This is a genomic window from Paucisalibacillus globulus, assembly GCF_900184735.1.
GTDB lineage: Bacteria > Bacillota > Bacilli > Bacillales > Amphibacillaceae > Ornithinibacillus > Ornithinibacillus globulus_B.
Genome location: NZ_LT855386.1, coordinates 63,613 through 79,975, shown reverse-complemented (window position 1 = coordinate 79,975; position 16,363 = coordinate 63,613). Strand labels below are relative to the sequence as shown.

At 36.1% G+C, this 16,363-nt stretch carries 15 protein-coding genes; all 15 read left to right on the top strand.

What is annotated here, in order from left to right; genetic code table 11:
- Window positions 1–52 precede the first annotated feature (52 nt).
- A complete protein-coding gene (locus BN999_RS02530) occupies window positions 53–1,594 on the top strand; it encodes an ABC transporter ATP-binding protein (RefSeq protein WP_096269829.1) in 1,542 nt (513 codons plus the stop codon).
- Window positions 1,563–2,627, top strand: a complete 1,065-nt coding sequence (locus BN999_RS02525) for an ABC transporter permease (RefSeq protein ID WP_176481854.1) — start codon at window positions 1,563–1,565, stop codon at window positions 2,625–2,627. The genes BN999_RS02530 and BN999_RS02525 overlap by 32 nt, the downstream gene beginning before the upstream one ends.
- Window positions 2,628–3,581 carry an ABC transporter permease gene (locus tag BN999_RS02520; protein ID WP_096269827.1) on the top strand — a complete coding sequence of 318 codons (954 nt, stop codon included), beginning with the start codon at window positions 2,628–2,630 and terminating at the stop codon, window positions 3,579–3,581.
- A gap of 167 nt (window positions 3,582–3,748) precedes the next feature.
- Window positions 3,749–5,032: an EF-P 5-aminopentanol modification-associated protein YfmF gene (yfmF, locus tag BN999_RS02515; protein ID WP_096269826.1), complete on the top strand. Its 1,284-nt coding sequence runs from the start codon at window positions 3,749–3,751 to the stop codon at window positions 5,030–5,032.
- A 1-nt stretch (window position 5,033) separates the two neighbouring features.
- Window positions 5,034–6,317, top strand: coding sequence for an EF-P 5-aminopentanol modification-associated protein YfmH (gene yfmH, locus BN999_RS02510; RefSeq protein ID WP_096269825.1), 1,284 nt, complete (start codon window positions 5,034–5,036; stop codon window positions 6,315–6,317).
- 9 nt (window positions 6,318–6,326) lie between these two features.
- The gene (gene ymfI / locus BN999_RS02505) at window positions 6,327–7,043 is read left to right on the top strand and encodes an elongation factor P 5-aminopentanone reductase (RefSeq protein WP_096269824.1); all 717 of its coding nucleotides are present in this window, start codon (window positions 6,327–6,329) and stop codon (window positions 7,041–7,043) included.
- 113 nt (window positions 7,044–7,156) lie between these two features.
- Window positions 7,157–7,414 carry a DUF3243 domain-containing protein gene (locus tag BN999_RS02500; RefSeq protein WP_176481853.1) on the top strand — a complete coding sequence of 86 codons (258 nt, stop codon included), beginning with the start codon at window positions 7,157–7,159 and terminating at the stop codon, window positions 7,412–7,414.
- A gap of 167 nt (window positions 7,415–7,581) precedes the next feature.
- A complete protein-coding gene (locus BN999_RS02495) occupies window positions 7,582–8,370 on the top strand; it encodes a DUF3388 domain-containing protein (protein WP_096269822.1) in 789 nt (262 codons plus the stop codon).
- 21 nt (window positions 8,371–8,391) lie between these two features.
- The gene (locus BN999_RS02490) at window positions 8,392–9,330 is read left to right on the top strand and encodes a helix-turn-helix domain-containing protein (protein WP_096269821.1); all 939 of its coding nucleotides are present in this window, start codon (window positions 8,392–8,394) and stop codon (window positions 9,328–9,330) included.
- A 71-nt stretch (window positions 9,331–9,401) separates the two neighbouring features.
- A complete protein-coding gene (gene pgsA, locus BN999_RS02485; protein ID WP_096269820.1) occupies window positions 9,402–9,980 on the top strand; it encodes a CDP-diacylglycerol--glycerol-3-phosphate 3-phosphatidyltransferase in 579 nt (192 codons plus the stop codon).
- Entirely contained in the window at window positions 9,980–11,224 is a 1,245-nt protein-coding gene (locus tag BN999_RS02480; protein ID WP_096269819.1) for a competence/damage-inducible protein A, read from the top strand. Before pgsA ends, BN999_RS02480 begins: the two co-directional genes overlap by 1 nt.
- 176 nt (window positions 11,225–11,400) lie before the next feature.
- A complete protein-coding gene (gene recA / locus BN999_RS02475; protein WP_096269818.1) occupies window positions 11,401–12,441 on the top strand; it encodes a recombinase RecA in 1,041 nt (346 codons plus the stop codon).
- A 264-nt stretch (window positions 12,442–12,705) separates the two neighbouring features.
- A complete protein-coding gene (rny, locus tag BN999_RS02470; RefSeq protein WP_096269817.1) occupies window positions 12,706–14,277 on the top strand; it encodes a ribonuclease Y in 1,572 nt (523 codons plus the stop codon).
- Between the two features lie 125 nt (window positions 14,278–14,402).
- Entirely contained in the window at window positions 14,403–15,200 is a 798-nt protein-coding gene (locus BN999_RS02465; protein ID WP_096269816.1) for a TIGR00282 family metallophosphoesterase, read from the top strand.
- A 120-nt stretch (window positions 15,201–15,320) separates the two neighbouring features.
- The gene (locus BN999_RS02460; protein ID WP_026906194.1) at window positions 15,321–15,581 is read left to right on the top strand and encodes a stage V sporulation protein S; all 261 of its coding nucleotides are present in this window, start codon (window positions 15,321–15,323) and stop codon (window positions 15,579–15,581) included.
- Window positions 15,582–16,363 lie beyond the last annotated feature (782 nt).

Genomic DNA, 16,363 nt, shown 5'->3' with positions numbered 1-16,363 from the left:
TTATGAAATCTACTATATAAATGAACTAATTTATTAAAGAGGGGTGACATCTGTGGAATATGTGATTGAAATGTTGAATATCCGTAAAGAATTTCCGGGTATTGTTGCTAACGATAACATTACAGTCCAATTAAAAAAAGGTGAAATTCACGCACTACTCGGTGAGAATGGTGCTGGAAAGTCTACTTTAATGAACGTATTGTTTGGGTTATACCAACCTGAAGCAGGAGAAATCCGCGTGAAAGGTGAAAAAGTTAATATTACAAACCCAAATATTGCTAATGATTTAGGGATTGGAATGGTCCATCAACATTTTATGCTTGTGGAACCTTTTACCGTTACACAAAATATTATCCTTGGAAGTGAACCTAAGGGTGCTTTTGGTAGTATCAATATTAAAAAAGCAGAAAAAGAGATTCAAGAGATTTCAGACCGCTACGGTTTAAAAGTAGACCCAACTGCAAAGATAAGTGAAATATCAGTTGGTATGCAGCAACGTGTAGAAATATTAAAAACCCTGTATCGAGGTGCTGAGGTATTAATTTTTGATGAACCAACAGCAGTACTAACACCACAGGAGATACACGAACTGATGGATATTATGCGTTCTCTAGTAAGAGAAGGTAAATCAATCATACTAATCACTCATAAATTAAAAGAGATTATGGAAGTTTGTGATCGCTGTACCGTCATTCGAAAAGGTCAAGGAATCGGAACAGTTGAAGTAAAGGATTCGAATCCTGATGAACTTGCTTCATTAATGGTAGGGCGCGAAGTAAACTTTAAAACTGAGAAAAAACCAGCAAATCCTAAAGAAGTAGTACTCCATATTGAAAATCTATTCGTACAAGATGCTAGGAAGGTAGATTTAGTTAAGGGGTTAAATTTAGATGTTCGTGCTGGAGAGATTGTAGGAATTGCTGGTGTGGATGGGAACGGACAATCTGAACTCATTGAAGCTATAACCGGTTTAACAAAATCTCGCTCAGGAAAAATTACATTAAAAGAAAAAAATATTACAAATATGAGTCCGAGAAATGTTACTAAAAGTGGATTAGGCCATATTCCACAAGACAGACATAAATACGGTTTAGTACTGGATTATCCTATCGGCGCTAATATGGTTCTACAAACTTACTATCAAAAACCGTATTCGAAAGTGTCAGTGCTGAACTATAAAGAAATCTATGATAAAGCGAAAGAGCTTATTAAAGAATATGATGTCCGAACTCCTAGTGAGTTTACTCCTGCTCGAGCTTTGTCTGGTGGAAACCAGCAAAAGGCAATTATTGGACGTGAAATTGATCGTTCACCTGAATTATTAATTGCTGCTCAACCAACACGTGGTCTTGATGTTGGGGCAATCGAATTTATTCATAGTAAATTAATTGAAGAGCGGGATAAAGGAAGAGCAGTATTACTTGTATCCTTTGAACTGGACGAGATCATGAATGTAAGTGATCGTATCGCGGTAATGTTTGATGGAAAAATTGTTGCTAACGTGAAGCCAGAAGAAACAAATGAGCAAGAGCTAGGGTTATTGATGGCAGGTAGCACAATAAATGAGGCAGGTGATTCAAGTGACGTCAAATAATCGATTATTTGGTATTCTCGTACCAATCATCTCAGTTCTACTTGGATTAATTGTTGGTGCCATTATCATGGTTATTTCTGGACATAATCCTATTGAAGGATATATAGCTTTATGGAATGGTGCTTTTTATGATGCTTTTACAATAGGTGAAACAATTAGAAGAATCACTCCATTAATATTAACTGGTCTTGCGATTGCTTTTGCATTTCGTACAGGACTATTTAATATTGGTGCAGAAGGACAAGTTATCGTTGGGTGGCTTGCTGCAGTATGGATTGGACTTGTAGTCGATGCACCGATGATTATTCACTTACCACTAGCTGTTTTAGCAGGTGCTCTTGCGGGTGGGCTTTGGGGATTTATCCCAGGACTATTAAAAGCCAAACTAGGTGTTCATGAAGTTATTGTAACCATCATGATGAACTATATTGCAATGTTCGTATCCAATGAGATTGTACGCTCTGTTTTAACTGATCATAATACTTCAACTGAAAAAATTGCTGCAACAGCATCATTAGGATCAGAGTGGCTTCAGGCATTAACGTTTTATTCTAGATTACATTACGGTATTTTAATTGCCTTGTTTGCCGCAGTTGTCATGTGGTTTATCATTGACCGCACAACAGTTGGCTATGAATTAAAAGCTGTTGGATTTAACCGCCATGCATCTAAATATGCTGGTATGAATGTAAGTAAGAATATTATCCTTTCTATGGTAATATCTGGTGCCTTTGCAGGACTAGCCGGAGTAATGGAAGGATTAGGAACATATGGTAACGTTTCAGTAATTTCAGGTTTTACAAATCTAGGATTTGATGGTATCGCAGTAGCATTATTAGGTGCAAATAATCCTTTAGGAGTTATCCTAGCTGCTATACTCTTTGGTGTATTAAAAGAAGGAGCAGGGGAAATGCCGAGCGCTGGTGTACCAACTGAACTCGTTGATATTATCATAGCTATTATTATTTTCTTTGTGGCTTCAAGTTACATTATACGCTGGGCATTAACTCGCTTTAAAAAGGAGGGGAAATAAATGCTCGATATCTTAGCATCAATAGTTCCGACCGTGTTATTCTTTTCAGCACCGCTGATTTTGACCGCATTAGGTGGAGTTTTTAGTGAGCGATCTGGAGTAATTAATATTGGGTTAGAAGGGCTAATGGTAATCGGTGCTTTTGTCGGTATAGTCTTTAATCTAACATTTGCAGATGTTTTTGGGGGACTTACTCCTTGGATATCTATTCTTGTAGCGATGATAGCAGGAGCTTTATTCTCTAGTATTCACGCCATTGCATCGGTTTCATTCCGAGCTGACCAGACGGTAAGTGGTGTTGCAATTAACATGCTGGCATTAGGGGTTGGCGTTTATTTAACCAAGGTGTGGTATGAAAAAGGACAAACGGATATGGTTGCTGAGCCATTCAACTCACAGAACATACCTGTTTTATCGGAAATTCCTATTATTGGACCTATCTTTTTCCAAGGTGTATATGTAACATCTTATGTTGCTATTATCATTGCCTTTATTGCTTGGTTCGTACTTTATAAAACAGCATTTGGATTACGACTCAGAGCGGTTGGGGAACATCCAATGGCAGCTGATACAAACGGAATTAATGTATATAAAATGCGATATATTGCAGTAATTCTTTCTGGAGCCTTAGGTGGTTTAGGTGGTTCAGTCTTTGCTTTAACAATCGTATCAAACTTCTCACATGCAACGATTGTTGGACAAGGGTTTATGTCACTTGCTGCCGTTATCTTTGGTAAATGGCATCCACTAGGTGCTATGGGAGCTGCTTTATTCTTTGGTTTTGCTCAAAGTTTAAGTATTGTAAGTTCTGGGATACCTGTATTAGAAGATATTCCACAGGTGTTCTTGTTAATAGCACCTTATGTCTTAACCATTCTAGCTTTAGCAGGATTTATTGGTCGTGCTGACGCACCAAGAGCTAATGGTATTCCTTATATTAAAGGTAGTAGATAATGTAATAGCTTTAAAAAGAACTGACTTGAATGTTTCTTTCAAGTCAGTTTTTTTTTGGTTCCTTCACATATAAATGGTAAACTATGGTTATTAATAAAACGTTCATTGATAATGAAAAATCGTACAAACTAAAGAACAAGTTAATGTATAAAATTGGAGGAAAATGTATGGTTACTATCCAAGAAGAAGTAAAAAACTTTAATGGACTCAATGTTCATTTTGTACCAAATGAAAAATTTAAAACAGTTCATATCGTCGTTAAATTCAGAGCACCATTAAGCCGTGAAACCATTACCAAAAGAGCATTACTACCTTATGTATTACAACAAGGACCTAAGAAATACCCTAGTAGAAAAGAATTACAAATAGTACTTGATGATTTGTATGGAGCTGTTCTCTCTATTGATGGGGGAAAGAAAGGTGATAGCCACATTCTTAGCTTTAGACTAGAGGTAGCAAATGAAAAGTTCATACCTAATGAATCTAATATTATGGATAAAGCGGTTAGTTTACTGAATGACGTTATTTTTCATCCGAATGTGGATGGAAAGAGTTTTCATGATACGGTGTTTAATAGAGAAAAGGAAACATTAAAACAGAAGATTAGATCCATTGTCGATGACAAAATGAAGTATGCAAACATGAGACTCATTGATGAAATGTGTGAGGGGGAAACATACCAAACTCATGTGAGTGGTTATGAGGAAGACTTAACTAGCTTAACCTCACAAGATTTATATCAGTATTATCAAGACCTTTTAAAGAACGATCAAATTGATATTTATGTACTTGGAGATGTTGAAGTAAATAAAATGGAAGAAGTTATCTCCTCATCCTTTAAAAGAGAAGGATATCAGAATGACAATAAAAAAGCAGATACAGAGCAATCTACCTCCAAGAAAGAGGTTAAGGAAGTAATTGAAGAGCAAAATATTCAACAGGCTAAATTACACATCGGGTATCGAACGAACATCCGTTTCCAGGATTCAAATTATGCGGCTTTACAGGTTTTTAATGGTGTTTTAGGTGGTTTTCCGGGTTCTAAACTGTTTATAAACGTTCGAGAAAAGAATAGCCTTGCTTATTATGCATCCTCCAGATTAGAAAGCCATAAAGGTTTATTACTAGTATTTAGTGGTATTGCTCCGAAAGATTACAAAAAAGCTAGGGATATTATGGAGGAACAAATGGAGGCTATGAAGAATGGCGATATAACTGAAAATGAATTAATGGAAACAAAGGATTTAATTGTGAATTCGTTGCAAGAAACATTAGATCACCCACAAGGAATAATTGAAATGCTGTATCAACAAGTTATCGCTGATACACAGATTACCCCAAATGAACTGATCGAGAATATTAAGAAAGTAACACTAGAAGAGGTAATCGAAGTTGGAAAAAGTATTGTAGAAGATACAGTATACCTGCTAACCAATGAAGGGGGAGCGTAATATGGACAAAAAAGAGTATAGCCTTATTGAAGAGACCTTATTTCATGAGAAGTTACAAAATGGTTTAGACGTATATCTGTTACCAAGACCACAAATGTCAAAAACGTATGCGATATTTTCAACAAATTATGGTTCGATAGATAGAACATTCGTTCCAATTGGAGAATCAGAAGAAATAACCGTTCCAGATGGTATTGCTCATTTTCTTGAGCATAAGTTATTTGAAAAGAAAGATCGAGACGTTTTCGCTGATTTTGGGAAGCAGGGTGCTTCTGCTAATGCTTATACTTCCTTTACCAAAACTGCATATTTATTCTCTGCTACTTCAAACATTGAAGAGAATGTAGAGACACTACTGGATTTTGTCCAAGATCCATACTTTTCAGAGCAATCAGTTGAAAAAGAAAAAGGAATTATTGGTCAAGAAATCAAAATGTATGATGATCAGCCTGATTGGCAATCTTTTATGGGTACATTGAGAAGTTTATTTAAAGAAACACCAGTAAATATTGATATTGCTGGGACTGTTGAATCGATTAGTGAAATTACCAAGGATGACCTTTACACTTGTTACAATACATTTTATCATCCTGAAAATATGACGTTTTTTATTGCTGGAAATTTTGATCCTGATTCCATGATGACACTTATCAAAGAAAACCAAAATAAGAAGCAATTTTCCAAGTTAGAGGAAATACAACGTAATTATCCAGAAGAACCGGTAGAAGTTGCAGAAAAAGAAATTACATTAAATATGCCTGTTTCTGTGGCAAAGTGTACTGTAGGAATAAAAGAATCCTACAAAGAACTATCAGGTGACGACTTCGTAAAAAAAGATCTATTACAGGATATGATCATTTCATATTATTTCTCAAAGAGTGGACAGTTTTATGAGCAACTATATCAAGAGAATATTATTGATTCCAGTTTTTATTTTGAGACGAATCTAGATAAGAATTATGGATATTCGATTATTGGAGGAAACTCTGATAATCCCGATCAATTTGTAGAGAAAATTAAGGAATTGTTACTATCGACCCAATCACATGAGATTGCTGAGGAAGACTTCGAACGAATGAAGCGGAAGAAAATTGGTCAGCTGCTTCGTTCCATGAATTCATTAGAAAACATCGCAAGTAAATTTATACACTACAACACGGTTGCAGTTGATTACTTTGAATTAATTCCTTTTATTCAGAAATTAACTGTAAAAGATGCAAATGAATTCTTAAAAGATTGGATTAGTGATGACCGACTAGGTGTTAGTAAAATTATTGCAGGTTAAGGAGAAACTATGGGGAAAAATGTCTTAATAATTGGTGCAAGTGGGGATATAGGAAGTGCTATCGCTTCTCAATTAGGTGAGGAAGGATATACGTTACTTTTACATTATCACCAAAACAAAACAGCGATTGAGGAAATTCAGAGAAGACTGCCAAGTGATGCGATACTGGATACAGTTCAAGCTGATTTGACATCAGATAAAGGGATAAAGAATCTTCTTTCCCAAATTTATTATCCGATAGATTCTATTGTATTCGCAAGTGGTGTTGCTTATTATGGAATTTTTCAAGATACCCCAGATAATATTATGGATGAAATCATATCTATCCATGTTAAGGCACCTTTTTCCATTGTTAAAGAAATTTTGCCTGAAATGATCCAGAAAAAATCTGGCAACATTATATTGATTTCTTCGATTTGGGGTGAAGTAGGTGCTAGTCACGAAGTAGTGTACTCTGCTGTTAAAGGAGCACAGATTAGTTTTGTTAAGGCACTTGCAAAAGAAGTAGGACCCAGTGGGGTTTCTATTAATGCTATAAGCCCAGGCTTTATTGATACGAAGATGAATCCTTTATCAGATGAAGAAAAAGGTATCTTAGTTGATGATATTCCATTAAATCGTGCTGGATCTACTCAAGACGTTGCAAACGCAGTTAGCTTTTTATTAAGTGATAAAGCAGGATATATTCATGGTGAGATACTAAGAGTAGCCGGTGGTTGGCAATGAAATAACTATAACTGCTAAAGTTATAATTAGTACCTGATTCCTTTAAATGAAACATGCATAAACACTAAATAAAATCAAATACTATGCATGTATCATGAGAAGGAGGAATGAAAATGTCTGTTCTTGATAATTTTGATTCTTGGAAGCATTTTTTGGCTAATAGATTAGAACAAGCACAATCGCAAGGTATGTCACAACAAACTATATCTCAAGTTGCTTATGAGGTTGGAGATTATCTTGCAAAAAGTGTCGAAGCAAAGAATAGCGAAGAAGCGGTTCTTCGTGAACTTTGGAATGCTGCTTCCAAAGAAGAACAGCAAGCAATTGCTAATTCAATGGTGAAATTAGTACAAAACGAAGCAAACAGTTAAGTTAAACATGTTCATAAAAGAAGCTACGCCTGAATCGTAGCTTCTTTTATGTTCCAATTAGAATCATTTGTATTTATTTTTATGAAATGTCTTTAAACAATAGGTAAAATCATATATTATGTACATATAGGAACATTTTGGTTAATTTGGCAAAGGGGAGTTTTTGAGTGGCAAAAACAGAGTGGTATTTAGAATATGAAATTCAAATTAATCGCCCTGGATTATTGGGAGAGATATCCTCTTTGCTGGGTATGCTTTCAATAAATATTGTTACAATAAACGGTGTCGAAAACGGTCGAAGAGGCATGTTGTTACTTGCAGATAACACGGAACAAATAACGCGTTTAAAATTGATTTTACAAACGATGGAGACAATAATTGTAACAAAGATTAGAAAATCAAAATTAAGGGATCGCCTCGCCGTTAGACATGGGAAATATATACATAGAGATGCAGATGATCGGAAGACCGTACGCTTTGTACGGGATGAACTAGGAATTCTTGTGGATTTCATGGCTGAATTGTATAAACAAGAAGGCCATAAATTAATTGGAATAAGAGGTATGCCAAGGGTTGGAAAAACAGAATCTATTGTTGCGGCTAGTGTGTGTGCAAATAAAAGATGGTTGTTTGTTTCCAGTACATTGATAAAGCAAACGGTCAGAAGCCAATTAATTGAAGGGGAATATAGTTCTGATAATATTTTTATTATCGATGGCATCGTTTCAAAACAGAGAGCCAATGAACGACACTGGCAGCTAATTAGAGAAATTATGCAGCTTCCTGCGATTAAAGTTGTGGAACATCCGGATATATTTGTCCAATCTACAGAGTATAATATTGATGATTTTGACTATATTATAGAACTACGAAGTGATGAGAATGAAGAGATTACATATGAAGTAGTCGAAAATTCACAATTTAGCGGGGGCAATGGATTTTCAATGTTCGATTAATAAATTGGATGGTGTTTATATATGGGAATAGGTGCAAGACTTAAGGAAGCTAGAATGGAAAAAGACATCTCATTAGATTCTTTACAAGATACAACAAAAATACAGAAAAGATATCTTGTTGCAATTGAAGAGGAGAATTTTTCTATTCTGCCTGGAAAATTTTATGCAAAAGCCTTTATAAAGGAATATGCAATAGCGGTCGGATTAGATCCAAATCAATTAATGGAGGATTTTAAAGAGGATATTCCTTCACCTGAAGAGGACACAACTACACAGTATACAAGGATTCATCGTTCGAGAAAAGATAATATGCCAAGTAAAAGTTCAGCTGTTTTTTCATTTATCCCAACTGTTATTGTTGTTATATTAATTGTTGGTATTATCTTTTTAGCTTGGTGGTTTATTACAAAATCAAATGAACCAGAAGATCCTTCGTCTTCGCCTGAACAAACAGAGGATAGAGAATTTTATCGAAGTGACAATGCTGAAAATAATGCAAATAATGCAGATTCTAATACAGATTCAGAGGAAGAAGAATCTGATGCAGAATCAGAGAATACTAATGATACTGGTGATACTGAATCGGAAGAAACTGAAGAAAAGGAACCGGAACTTAGTATCAATGTTGTTGAACAGGGTAGTGTGCCTTCCCCAACTTCTGAATTAGAACTATTAAATGTTGGTGACACATTAAATGTTGAATTTAATGCAACTGGTCAAAAAGTGTGGCTCGATGTAAAGAATGGAGATGAAAAAAGTTTCTTTAGTGGTTTTGTCACTCCTGAAGAGCCACTATCTGTAGAACTTACAGGGGAAAAACGTATTTTTCTAAATGTTGGGCATGCACCAAGCTTAGCCATAACGATAAATGGGGTTGAATTTGAATATCCTGTTGATCCAAACCAACGTGGAGCAGATCTTCAACGACTATGGTTAAATGTTGTAGAATCAAATGAGTAGGATAAAACCCTTCTAGAAGCTATAATGCTGTAGAAGGGTTTTCTACCTTTTAATTAGGAGGAGTCAAATCAATGAATATACCAAATAAAATTACCGTTTCAAGAATCTTATTAATTCCCATCTTTATTATTATCATGAGTATTCCATTTAATTGGGGAGAATGGGATATTGGAGATGGTGTGTTGCCTGTTTCCCATTTTGTCGCTGCATTAATATTTATTTTTGCTGCTGCAACTGATTGGGTGGATGGTCATTATGCTCGTAAGTATAATCTTGTTACAAATTTAGGGAAATTTTTAGATCCACTTGCAGATAAATTATTAGTTTCTTCTGCATTAATTATGTTAGTAGCAATGGGAGTTGCACCAGCATGGGTTGTTATTGTCATTATAAGTAGAGAATTCGCTGTTACAGGATTGCGTTTAGTTGCTGCCGGTGAGGGAATTGTACTTGCTGCTGGGAAAATGGGTAAACTTAAAACTGCCACTCAAATGATTGCAATTGCTAGTTTACTGTTACATAACTTTCCATTCTCTTACATTGACTTTCCATTTGGCACGTTAATGCTTTATCTTGCACTATTCTTTACCGTCCTCTCAGGCTATGATTATTTCGCTAAAAACTGGCATGTCATGAGGGATTCAAAATAATGAAAGAAATTAATGCTGAAATTATTTCTGTAGGGACAGAACTTCTCCTCGGCCAAATCGCTAATACTAACGCACAATGGATATCAGAACAACTTGCATTACATGGTATAAATGTGATGTATCATGGAGTTGTAGGTGATAATTTAATGCGAGTAAAAGATACATTTAAACTGGCAGAGAATAGGTCTAACGTAATCATTGTAACGGGTGGTTTGGGTCCAACAGATGATGACTTAACTAGAGAAGCTTTTCAATTAATTAGTGGAAAAAAAATGATTGAACATAAACCGTCAATGGAGTATATTGAAGCATTTTTCAAAAAAAATAATACTGATATGACTCCAAACAATCGAAAACAAGCAAGAGTATTTGAAGATGCTACAGTTATTAATAATACTGTTGGAATGGCACCTGGAATGATTATTCAACATCAAGACACTACATGGGTGTTCCTACCAGGCGTTCCCCGTGAGATGAAGTCCATGTTGTTAGAACAGGTTTTACCATATTTAAGAAAAGCATTAAAGCAAAATGACGTTATTAAGTCATACATTCTCCGTTTCATAGGAATCGGTGAATCACAGTTAGAATATGAATTAAAAGATATTTTGGATAAACAACAAAATCCAACAATCGCACCTTTAGCACAAGATAGCGGGGTTATTATTCGTTTAACCGCTAAAGCAAGCTCAGAAATTAATGCATTTAAATTACTTGATCGAGTCAAAGAAGAGATTTTATCTAGAGTTGGCGACTATTACTATGGTATGGACGATGAAACACTGGAACACGTAATTAATACAAAACTTAAAGAGAAACAGCATAAAATTGCTTCCGCAGAAAGCCTCACTGGTGGAAAGTTTATTGAAAAATTAATTTCTGTTCCAGGTGCCTCTGAAGTTTGTAGAGGTTCAATTGTTTGTTATGATACCTCCGTTAAGCGAGATATATTAAAAATATCGAATGAAACGATTGAGAAACAAGGTACAATTAGCAAAGAATGCGCACTGGAAATGTCAAAGAATGTTGCTGATTTGTTAGACGCATCTATTGGTATTAGTTTTACTGGGGTTGCTGGACCTGACTCTACTGAAGGGAAGCAAGTGGGTACGGTTTATATCTCAATTTATATCAGAAACAATAAGCATATCGTTCACAAGTATGAATTCAGTGGAAATAGGGATAGAATTCGTGATCGAGCAGTTATAAAGGGGAATGAACTTTTACTAAATCTATTAAAATAATTAAATATGCTAGTTTAAATTGCATAAAATTCGATTATAGGACTTGATTACTCCCTATAGTCGAATTTTATTTTAAAAAAACCATTAAAAACATGAGAACATTTATTCGTTTTTTACTTGGCAAAACGACAAAAACAATGTATGATAGATATAGTTAATTTAAGGAGGTAGTTTCGGTGAGTGATAGAAAACAAGCTTTAGATATGGCTTTGAAACAAATAGAGAAACAATTTGGTAAAGGTTCTATTATGAAGTTAGGAGAACAAGCAGGCCAAAAACTAGCAACTACATCGAGTGGTTCATTATCATTGGACATTGCATTAGGTATTGGTGGTTATCCGAAAGGAAGAATTATAGAAATTTACGGCCCTGAATCTTCAGGTAAAACGACTGTTGCTCTACATGCTATCGCGGAAGCACAGGCACAAGGAGGACAAGCTGCATTTATAGATGCAGAGCATGCTTTAGATCCGACTTATGCAAGAGCATTAGGTGTTAATATAGATGAGCTCTTATTATCCCAACCTGATACAGGTGAACAAGCACTTGAAATTGCAGAAGCATTAGTACGTAGTGGAGCAGTTGATATTGTTGTTGTTGACTCAGTAGCTGCATTGGTTCCAAAAGCAGAAATTGAGGGAGAAATGGGAGATTCACATATGGGTCTTCAAGCAAGACTTATGTCACAAGCACTTAGAAAACTTTCAGGTGCCATTAATAAATCAAAAACTACTGCCATTTTCATAAACCAAGTACGTGAAAAAATTGGCGTAATGTTTGGAAATCCAGAGACTACTCCTGGTGGACGTGCATTAAAATTCTATTCATCTGTCAGACTTGAAGTTCGTCGTGCTGAAACTCTAAAACAAGGTAACGATATGGTTGGAAATAGAGCAAAAATTAAAGTGGTTAAAAATAAGGTTGCTCCACCATTCAAAACTGCAGAAGTAGATATCATGTACGGAGAAGGTATTTCAATTGAAGGTGAAATTCTAGATATCGGATCCGACCTCGACATTGTTCAAAAAAGTGGTGCATGGTATGCGTATGAAGGGGAAAGACTAGGACAAGGAAGAGAGAATGCTAAACAATTCCTAAAAGAAAATAAGGAAATTATGTCTGAAATTCATCAAGCAGTTCGAGATCACTACAAATTAGATGATGAAGTCGAATTACGCCATGATGAAGAAGCAACACAAGAAACACTAGATGTTTAATTTTTCAAGGGTGTATCCTCATATTACAGCTATGTTACAGTTGTAAAAAGGGGATACACCTTTTTTACACTACTAATTTCAGAAAACTAATATAATTTTTTTGTCGATTCCTTGACATTATTTTTACAGACAGATAAAATTAATTTGTATAATTTTATATTTTTTATTATACGTAGTTTAAATTATTCATTGAATATGGTACACACCGACAATTTGAATGAATGAACGAATCAAAACAATTCTATAGCAAGAGGAGGTGAAAACGTGGAAGACTCAAATCTACTCATCTCCATTTTGCTTATCGTAATTTCCCTTATAGTCGGTTTGTTTGTTGGTTATCTGATTCGTAAATCTATTGCTGAGGCTAAAATTTCTAGTGCGGAAAATCTAGCAAAGCAAATAGTTGAAGAGGCACATCGAAATGCAGATGCCGCTAAAAAAGAGGCGCTTCTTGAGGCGAAGGATGAAAATCATAAGCTTCGCCAGCAGACAGAGCAGGAATTACGTGAACGTCGTTCTGAAGTACAAAAGCAAGAAAATCGCCTGATGCAAAGAGAAGAAAATCTGGATAGAAAAAGTGAAACATTAGATAAGCGAGAATTCACGCTAGAAAAGCGCGATCAATCGCTTACAGAAAAACAACAACAAATTGAAGAAATGGAAAGCAAAGTGGAATCAATGCTACAAGAGCAGCAAACTGAGCTTGAACGCATTTCTGGATATACTACTGATCAGGCAAGAAGTATCATTTTAGAGCGGCTTGAAAAGGAATTAGCACACGAATCAGCGATAATGGTTAAAGAAGCTGAAAATCGTGCCAAGGAAGAGGCAGATAAGAAAGCAAAAAGTATTTTGTCTCTTGCTTTACAACGTTGTGCTGCGGACCACGTTGCTGAAACTACCGTATCTGTTGTAAATCTTCCAAATGATGAAATGAAAGGTCGTATTATTGGTCGTGAAGGTCGAAACATTCGTACATTAGAAACTTTAACTGGAATCGATTTAATTATTGATGATACACCAGAAGCTGTAATATTATCTGGTTTTGACCCTGTTCGTAGAGAAACTGCTCGTATAGCTTTGGAAAAACTCGTACAGGATGGCAGAATTCACCCAGCAAGAATTGAAGAAATGGTGGATAAAGCTCGTCGTGAGGTTGACGAATATATACGAGAAGTTGGAGAAGAAACAACGTTTGAAGTAGGAGTACATGGTCTACATCCTGATCTTATCAAGATACTTGGTCGTCTAAAATATCGTACAAGCTATGGTCAAAATGTATTAAAACACTCAACAGAAGTTGCGTATTTATCAGGACTGCTTGCTGCTGAATTAGGTGAAGATGAAAGATTAGCTAGAAGAGCTGGATTACTTCATGATATTGGTAAAGCAATTGATCATGAAGTTGAAGGAAGCCACGTTGAAATCGGTAAAGAGCTAGCAACGAAATACAAAGAACACGATGTGGTCATTAATGCAATTGCTTCACACCATGGTGATGAAGAACCTACTTCCGTCATTTCTGTTTTAGTTGCCGCTGCAGATGCACTATCTGCCGCTCGCCCTGGAGCTCGAAGTGAAACATTGGAAAATTATATTAAGCGATTAGAAAAGCTTGAAGAAATTTCCGAGTCGTTTGCAGGTGTAGAAAAATCATTTGCAATTCAAGCCGGAAGAGAAATTCGAATCATGGTAAAGCCGGATGAAATAGACGATATTGATTCTGCAAGAGTTGCACGTGATATTCGTAAACGTATTGAGAGCGAACTTGATTACCCAGGTCATATCAAAGTGACCGTTATTCGTGAAACAAGAGCAGTTGAATATGCAAAATAAATAAGACTGCGAAAGTGGGGGATGAACACCCCCACTTTTTTGTTTTCGATAACTTTGACTTTAAATAGTGATTATGGAAAACTAAAGTTATTGACATACATACCAACGATAGGATGATTAAAGTAATGAAAATTTTATTTATAGGTGATGTATTTGGTTCACCAGGACGAGATATGATAAAGGAATATTTACCTAAATTAAAAGAAAAGTATAGACCAAATGTTGTCATTGTTAATGGGGAGAATGCAGCTTCTGGAAAAGGTATAACCGAAAAGATATATAAGCAATTTATGGAGTGGGGAGCACATATAATAACAATGGGGAACCACACCTGGGATAAAAAGGATATATTTGAATTTATTGATGATGCAAAAAATCTAATAAGACCTGCCAACTTCCCAACTGGTACGCCTGGTAAAGGGATTACTTTTCTTAATATGAATGGGAAAGAAATTGCAATACTAAATCTACAAGGTCGTACTTTTTTGCCTCCAATTGACGACCCATTTAGAAAAGCGGATGAGCTAATTGAACAAGCAAAGAAAAGGACTAACATCATATTCCTTGATTTTCATGCTGAAGCAACGAGTGAAAAACAAGCAATGGGTTGGTATGTGGATGGAAGGGTAAGTGCTGTGGTAGGTACACACACACATACCCAAACTGCAGATAATCGTATTTTACCAAGTGGCACTGCATATATTACTGATGTAGGTATGACAGGCCCTTATGATGGAATTCTAGGGGTTGAGCGGGACGCTGTTCTAAAGAGATTTTTAACTAGTTTACCAGTTCGTTTTGAACCTGACGAAGCAGGTCGCACGCAACTCAATGGAGTTTTGATATCAGTTAATGAAGATACAGGCAACGCAACAAAGATCGAAAGAATTATGATCAATGAGGATAACCCTTTCTTCTCCTAAGTATATGGCTTTGGTAATTTGAATTTTGTGAATCTTTGATGCATAATATGGTTATAAGCTAACGTCTCCCAGAATATAGTATCAGTAGAACTATAATAGGAAATGAAGGAGGTACTAGTAGTGGATATATTAAAGGTCTCAGCAAAATCAAATCCAAATTCAGTAGCGGGAGCACTTGCGAACGTATTACGCGAACGTGGCACAGCGGAAATTCAGGCTATTGGCGCTGGAGCATTAAACCAGGCCGTAAAAGCAGTTGCAATCGCAAGAGGGTTTGTAGCACCTAGTGGAGTAGATTTAATTTGTATTCCAGCGTTTACAGATATCATGATAGATAATGAAGAAAGGACTGCAATTAAATTAATTGTAGAACCTAGATAATTGAAATAACTTACATAGTGTTGCGTATTAACGCAGCACTTTTTTATTTTGACTTTGATACAGTTTGTTAGCATTTTACAGAAACGGCGCGGTAACTAGTTTAATTACAAAAGAATTAGTTATTGGGTACAGCTGTACGACACCGCTCCGGCAGAATACTTCGCTTTCCGCGGGCCCGGCCTCAGCCTCCTCGAGGAAAGTTCACCTCTGCGGGGTCTTCGGACACGTGCTATTCCCGCAGGACAAGGAATGCTTCGGCAGCATAATCATCGCACGAAGAAAATTGTTCTTTATTTTCGAGGAGTCTCCGTATTCTGCCTGCGCTAGTTTAGGTTTTCTAACTTAAGTTAGTAAATAATTATAGTGTTGGTTTTAATCGCTTATTTTTTTCACACAATACTAGCGAAGGAAATACACGGAGACTCCTTGAAAAAGAAAATCACTTTTTCTGCGTGCGATGTATCGCTTTCGTAGCGTTCCTTGTCCTGCGGGAGGATAGGCTTCGGTGAGACCCCGCAGTGCGTAAGCGCGAGGAGGCTCACCAGCCGCCCGCGGAAAGCGGAGTGTATTTCCGTAGCGGGTATGTTGCTCTACCCAAAATCCGTAGTTACCGCACAGTTCCTATCTAATATTTAATTGATTCAAAGTAGGGGAAAACAATAGGCTATTATAATAATGACTTTTATTCAAACAGTCTTCATTTTTTGTGGTTTTATTGTGTCTGTTTCTCACATTTATTGTTAAAATCCCAAAAAGGCTTTATACTGTTATAATGAACAACT

What these genes read in the sequence shown, in the direction of transcription:
- BN999_RS02490 (WP_096269821.1), top strand. Translation starts at nt 8,392, where the DNA reads ATGGGAATAGGTGCAAGACTTAAGGAAGCTAGAATGGAAAAAGACATC.
- BN999_RS02465 (WP_096269816.1), top strand. Translation starts at nt 14,403, where the DNA reads ATGAAAATTTTATTTATAGGTGATGTATTTGGTTCACCAGGACGAGAT.
- pgsA (WP_096269820.1), top strand. Translation starts at nt 9,402, where the DNA reads ATGAATATACCAAATAAAATTACCGTTTCAAGAATCTTATTAATTCCC.
- yfmF (WP_096269826.1), top strand. Translation starts at nt 3,749, where the DNA reads ATGGTTACTATCCAAGAAGAAGTAAAAAACTTTAATGGACTCAATGTT.
- BN999_RS02500 (WP_176481853.1), top strand. Translation starts at nt 7,157, where the DNA reads ATGTCTGTTCTTGATAATTTTGATTCTTGGAAGCATTTTTTGGCTAAT.
- yfmH (WP_096269825.1), top strand. Translation starts at nt 5,034, where the DNA reads ATGGACAAAAAAGAGTATAGCCTTATTGAAGAGACCTTATTTCATGAG.
- BN999_RS02520 (WP_096269827.1), top strand. Translation starts at nt 2,628, where the DNA reads ATGCTCGATATCTTAGCATCAATAGTTCCGACCGTGTTATTCTTTTCA.
- ymfI (WP_096269824.1), top strand. Translation starts at nt 6,327, where the DNA reads ATGGGGAAAAATGTCTTAATAATTGGTGCAAGTGGGGATATAGGAAGT.
- BN999_RS02525 (WP_176481854.1), top strand. Translation starts at nt 1,563, where the DNA reads ATGAGGCAGGTGATTCAAGTGACGTCAAATAATCGATTATTTGGTATT.
- BN999_RS02480 (WP_096269819.1), top strand. Translation starts at nt 9,980, where the DNA reads ATGAAAGAAATTAATGCTGAAATTATTTCTGTAGGGACAGAACTTCTC.